The 5,561-nt window shown below is 70.9% G+C and carries 4 protein-coding genes and 1 pseudogene; 4 read left to right on the forward strand and 1 reads right to left on the reverse strand.

Annotation, left to right across the window (positions count from 1 at the left end):
* The first annotated feature begins 436 nt into the window (after positions 1–436).
* A complete protein-coding gene (locus tag ACFU5K_RS31090) occupies positions 437–877 on the forward strand; it encodes a universal stress protein (protein WP_384067865.1) in 441 nt (146 codons plus the stop codon).
* A gap of 650 nt (positions 878–1,527) precedes the next feature.
* On the opposite strand, the gene ACFU5K_RS31095 is transcribed toward ACFU5K_RS31090, so the two are convergent.
* Positions 1,528–1,893 (reverse strand): hypothetical protein, encoded by a 366-nt coding sequence (locus ACFU5K_RS31095; RefSeq protein ID WP_384067868.1) that lies wholly within the window; start codon positions 1,891–1,893, stop codon positions 1,528–1,530.
* Between the two features lie 188 nt (positions 1,894–2,081).
* Here ACFU5K_RS31095 and ACFU5K_RS31100 point away from each other — a divergent pair.
* The 3 genes and pseudogenes from ACFU5K_RS31100 (at position 2,082) to ACFU5K_RS31110 (ending at position 5,501) form a co-directional block, all read left to right on the forward strand.
* Positions 2,082–3,689, forward strand: a pseudogene (locus ACFU5K_RS31100) (Mu transposase C-terminal domain-containing protein).
* Positions 3,689–4,432, forward strand: a complete 744-nt coding sequence (locus tag ACFU5K_RS31105) for an AAA family ATPase (protein WP_384067871.1) — start codon at positions 3,689–3,691, stop codon at positions 4,430–4,432. The pseudogene ACFU5K_RS31100 and the gene ACFU5K_RS31105 overlap by 1 nt, the downstream one beginning before the upstream one ends.
* Before the next feature lie 46 nt (positions 4,433–4,478).
* On the forward strand, positions 4,479–5,501 hold the full coding sequence (locus ACFU5K_RS31110) for a hypothetical protein (RefSeq protein WP_384067874.1): 1,023 nt from the start codon (positions 4,479–4,481) through the stop codon (positions 5,499–5,501).
* The last annotated feature ends 60 nt before the right edge of the window (positions 5,502–5,561 follow it).

Genomic DNA, 5,561 nt, shown 5'->3' on the forward strand with positions numbered 1-5,561 from the left:
AAGCCTCAAGAACTCCCATCATCGCAGGTCACAAGGCACTTCCTCGTTTCAGGAACGAGTGTCCACAGACACCAAGCCGGTGGATCCGGGTTCAGAGAAAGAAATGACCAGGGGACGCACAGTTGGCGTGGCAGCGATTGGTGGACTGGCTGGAGACGAATGCACCGACGACTGCGTCGTCGATCGTTGCCCGCTCCGCCGGCGGCGATCACTGCGGCTGAGGAACGCTTGTGCGTCGTTCAGCTGTCAGTCCCCCTGAGCCTGCGGCTGCACAGATTGCTCCACCGGGCCGCCGGCGTCTCCGCAGGACGGCATTCTGAACGATCAGTAAGCCGGGCGATGGCGGGCGCGGTGCCCGCCATCGCCCCGACACTTGCGTGGCGGTGGTGCTCTGCCCGACGGATGATGGTTGGACGGATAGGAAAGGGGTCTGCTCATGGATCGCACTAGGCCAGCGGATGGCGAACGGATAATCGTCGGCGTCGACGGCTCTGAGGCGTCTAAGCGCGCACTGCGCTGGGCACTGGAGGAAGCCGAAGCGCGGCACGCGACGGTCAAGGCGGTCACCGCCTGGCAGCTTCCAGATGACGCGCGTGGCATGGTGCCCCACCGCGAATCCTTCGCGGATTCCGAGAGCGCCGCGCGCCAGGCACTGGACGACACTGTCCGTGATGTCACCTCGGCGATGGGGCTGGACGCACCGGAGATCAACGTTCGCGAGGGCCACCCCGCTGAGGTCCTGGTCAGCGAGGCACGAGAGGCCGATCTCGTGGTTGTCGGAAATCGGGGGCACGGTCGCTTCGCGGAAACCCTGCTCGGATCGGTAGGGCAGCGTGTCATAGAACACGCGGCATGCCCTGTCGTGGTCACTCACTGAGGCGACCTTCGCCTGGACGCGTGGCCGTCCCTCATGCACCACCGCAGTCGCCGTGACGTGTACCGCGGCTGTGCCGCGGTCCTTCTCTGCGAGGTTCCTTCCTCGGCCCGGCAGCTGGCGAAGTACGCCGGGAGGAGGCACTGGAGCGCCCGGTCACGAACTGCTCGTCGTCGGATATCGCGGAGACCGGCTGCAAAGCCCGGAGGACCCCGGGCAAACACTGGACGCGTACTTCGTGGCGAACGCCTCGACCTTGCGCATGTCCTCGGCGCGGTGCTCCGGGCCGGTGACCGGTGCACTGTCGTGAGGGGGACGCCGTTGAACCGGCAGGGGTGACGCGGGGCGTGGTCCTGTGCCACGAAGCCGCCGTGGGAGTGGCCCGGCAAGAAGACCTCGGGTAGTGCATGGTGACTCCGATACTGGTGCGGCGCCGGGGACGGCGATGCCCCGGAGACCGACAGGACGCGGAGCCGGCGTGAGAGTCCGGTCCGGCTGCGGCGATGCCCGTCACGTGCGCCGGAGCCCCGTGTGGACGCCCGACGGCCCGCGGGGCAGGGAGCTCCGCGGGCCGTCGGGCGGTGGCGCCGGGCAGCGCCGTGCGCACGTCCCGGCGGGACGGGGCCTCACGGCCCGGCCCGCCGCACGGTGCCCTATCTGGTGCGGTAGGCGTCGATGATCGTCTGGGTCGTGGTGCTCCTCCGGTCCCTGACCTCTGCCCTGAAGGAGACGGAGCCCCCGGCCGGCGGGTTGTGCACAGTGATCCTGCCCTTCCGTACCGTGCTGCCGGCCCAGGTCGCGCCGCCGTCGTACGAGACGGACACCCGGAGGGAGCTGTGGCCGGGGCCCGCGGCGGCGCCCTCGACCGTGACCGGCACCACCAGGTCAGTTCCGCCGGGCGCGGTCGAGTCGGCGGCGAGCGCTGGGGCGTAGCGGACCGCGCGTGCCGGGAGGGCGACGGCCCGCTCGGTGCGGGACGAGGTGAAGGTGTACTCGGCGCTGTGAGAACCGTGGGGCATCGCTGTCGTGGAGCGTTATTGCATGTGGGGTGACGCTGTCTCAGTTTCGTGAGTTCTGATCCGCTGGCCGATGGGTGTTGGTGTGCTCAGGGGTGTGGATCAGGGAGAGCAGGACCCGGCCCCGGGAAGGGGCGGGTGGTGGTTCGACTTTGCCGGTTGTGTCGGTTCGGGCGTTGCGGGAACCGGCGGTGCGCCGTCTGCTGGCCCTGCGGCGGGAGGGGAAGCTCACCACCACGCGGGTGAGGTCGGCGGCGGACGTGCTGGGGGTGCGGGAGCGTGCGGTGTGGCGGTGGCTGGCGGCCGCGGAGCGGGACGAGGCTGCGGCCCGGGCACCGGGGGAGCGGGCCGCGTATCCCGGGCGGTTCACGGTTACTGATGAGGTCCGGGCTCTGCTGGGGCTGTGGAAGGGGAACGTTGCGGCGGTTCATCGTGAGTTGACCGCTCGCGCGGCCAGGGGCGAGGGGGATCCGCCTCCGTCGATTCCGACGCTGCACCGGGCTATTCGCCGTGATCTGATGCCGGGGGAGCGCGGTAGGGCTTGCGGGTGGGGAGCGGGCGGCGCGTAAGCATGATGTGTTCCTGGCCCGGCCGCGGGGCTGGCGTAACCAGGTGTGGGAGACCGAGCACGTGCAGGCCCCGGTGCTTGTCGATGTCGAGGGCAGGGCTCGCAGGCCGTGGATCACCTGGTTCACCGACTGCGCGACGAACGCGATCACCGGGGTGGCGGTCACGCCGGTGCATCCGTCGCGGGAGTCGGCGCTGGCCGCGCTGCGCTCCGCGGTCCTGCGTAAGGACCCGTACGGCCCGTTCGGCGGCCTGCCCGAGGAAGTACGTGTCGACCGAGGCAAGGACTTCCTGTCCCGGACAGTGACCGCCGCGTTCGACCTTCTGGACGTGACGGTGGAGGACCTGCCCGCCTACACCCCTCACCTCAAGGGCACCGTGGAGGGCCTGAACCGTGCGGTGGAGGGCATGTTCCTGGCCGCGCTGCCCGGCTACGCCCGCCAGCCCCGCCCCGGTAAGCGTGCGTCCCGGCCGAAGGACGAGGTGCTGCTCGGCTTCGAGGACTTCACCGCCCGGCTGCTGGACTGGACACGGTGGTGGAACACCGAGCACTGCCCCGCGCCCTTGCGGGGCAGGACCCCGCTCCAGGCGTGGCGGGACGATCTCACCCCGCTACGGGACGTGCCGGCCGCGGATCTGTGGACGTTCACCCTGGAAGACGCCGGTACTCGCACGCTGACCACCCGCGGTATCCGCTTCAGGAAACGCGACTACGTGGGCCCGTGGATGACCGGGCAGGCCGGGATCCAGGTCCGGGTCCGTTTCATGCCGCACCACGATCACCGCATCGAGGTCTACCACGCGGCCACCGGCCACTACCCCGGCCCAGCGGACCTGGCTGATCAGGCCACCGAGGAACAGGTCAGCGCCGTACGAAGAACCCGGGCCGCCGCGCCCGCCGTCTGAAGAAGGACCTGGAGGCTTCCCAGCGTGAGCGCTACGCCGCCGCCACCCAGGCGGAGGCCCCGCAGCGGCTCGGCGCACTGACCACCGCGCAGGCCGGGGCCGAACTCGCCCGGGCCGCCGACACCGACCTGTCGGACCTGGCGCTGCCGGACCTCATCCCGCTAGCCGCGCCGCCGGCCGGGTGGCGCACTCCTGCCTCCCTGACCGCGCTGACCACATCAGGCCAGCCCGTCCCGCTCTCGTCCGGCAGCGATGAGGAAACCGCCCCGGACAGCCGCGACGGGCGGGCCGCACCTCCCACCACCCATGAAGACGGAGACGCCTGATGACCGCGGCCACCTACCAGTACGTCGACCTGCCCGATGCGTCCGTGGTCACCACCCGCGCCCTGCTCACCGCCCGGGAGAGCATCACCGACACTGTCGCCGCGCGGGCCATGATGTGTATCCATGGCGGGGCCGGCTTCGGCAAGACTCTCGCGGTCAACACCTGCCTGCGCGAGCTCGAACCTGGCGAGGACGTCCGCCAGGTCACCTTCCGGGCCCGGCCCACCGCCCGCGCGGTGCGCTACGAACTGTTCACCGCCCTCGACCTGGCCGGCGAGCCACCGCGTCATCCCAGCGAGTTCGACCGCCTGCTGAAGACTGCTCTGGCCGAACGCCCCCGTACCTTCCTCGTCGACGAGGCCCAGTGGCTCAACGGGGAAGCGTTCGAATACTTCCGCTACCTCTGGGACGAACCCTCAACCCAGCTCGCGATCATCTTCGTCGGCGGCGAGGGCTGCCACACCGTGCTGCGTCGCGAACCGATGCTCTCCTCCCGCATCTTCATCTGGCAGCACTTCACCCGCCTCACCCCCAGCGAGGTCCTCGACGTCATCCCCCTGTTCCACCCTGTCCGGGCCGACGCCGAGCCCGCCGACATCGTCTTCGCCGACCAGCATGCCGCGCACGGCAACTTCCGCGCCTGGGCCCAGCTGACCGCCCACACCCGCACCGCCCTGGCCCGCACCGGCCGCCCCCGCGTCGACCAAGAACTGCTGCGCTGGGCTTTCAGCCGCCTCGCCTGACCACCACACCGCCCATGCCTCCCACCCCGCCGCTGTCACCCATGCTGTGGTCATCGACGGCCATGACGACGCGCTCCACACGCACACCGCCCTGGCCGCCCACCACCCGCCGTCCGGCCGGATCACCCTGCACCCCGGCCCGGGTACTACCAGCAATACCGGCCTCGCCCACGACCTTCTCGCCGCACTCGGCAAACCGCCCCTGCTCCCGGGCCGCTTTCCCGGCGGCCGTCAGCCCGCCTGGGAAGCCGCCACGGCCTGGATGATCGCCCTGCCCGTGACCCGGCTGACCGTCCTGCGCGCGCACCGCCTCACCGTCCGCCGTGCGATGCGCCTCCTGCAGCTACAGGCCCTCACTGGTGTCCACCTGACCTTGGTCTGCCACCGCCCTCACCTTCCCGCCGCTCCGCACCAGGCCCTGCAGACGGCCGACTACTCCGTCACCACCGACTTCGAGACAGCCCGCCGCCACTACTACGGCACGCCTATCACCGAACCGGCGCCGACAGAGGAGCCCGCCGGGCCGGCTGGCCGGTGGCTCACCCTGCCCGCACTGGACCGCCTCGTCTCCTACGACAGCCCCCGCCCCTGCGCCGACCTGTGCACGCCACCGCCGATCATCTGGAGGCACCGCCCACCGCCCGTGCCTCTCACCGCGCCCACCACCCAGCGAGTCGCCCACCGGCTGCACGCGGCGACCGCACATCCCCGCCTGGCCGCGGCTATCGCCGCCGCGCTGTTCACCGGCGCCTCCCTCCAGCAACTCGCCACCGCTCGCCCCCGCGACTACGACGACGCCGCGGCCACGCTCGCCCTGCACGACCGCACCCGCTACACCGACGGCTGCGCCGCCCACCCCGTACCGCCCTGGACGGGCATCTTCCTGCGGGCTGCGGCCTGCTTCACCCGGCTGGTACCCGGCGAGGAGCAGGAACTGCTCGCCGCGCCAGGGGACCGTGGGCACCTGCTGCGCGTGGCGGAGACGGCCAGGCTGCGCCCGCCCCAGCCGCTCGCGGCCCACCGCGAAAGCCCGGGGGAGTGTCATGAATTAGGTGGGAACTTCACCTGAAGGGACACCTGATGACGAACCAGAAGACTCACTCTCTCGAGACGGTGGGCGGCGTGTCGC

The organism is Streptomyces sp. NPDC057428, assembly GCF_042803195.1.
GTDB lineage: Bacteria > Actinomycetota > Actinomycetes > Streptomycetales > Streptomycetaceae > Streptomyces.

Coding starts and splice junctions, on each gene's coding strand:
- ACFU5K_RS31090 (WP_384067865.1), top strand. CDS start 437: ATGGATCGCACTAGGCCAGCGGATGGCGAACGGATAATCGTCGGCGTC.
- ACFU5K_RS31095 (WP_384067868.1), bottom strand. CDS start 1,893: ATGCCCCACGGTTCTCACAGCGCCGAGTACACCTTCACCTCGTCCCGC.
- ACFU5K_RS31105 (WP_384067871.1), top strand. CDS start 3,689: ATGACCGCGGCCACCTACCAGTACGTCGACCTGCCCGATGCGTCCGTG.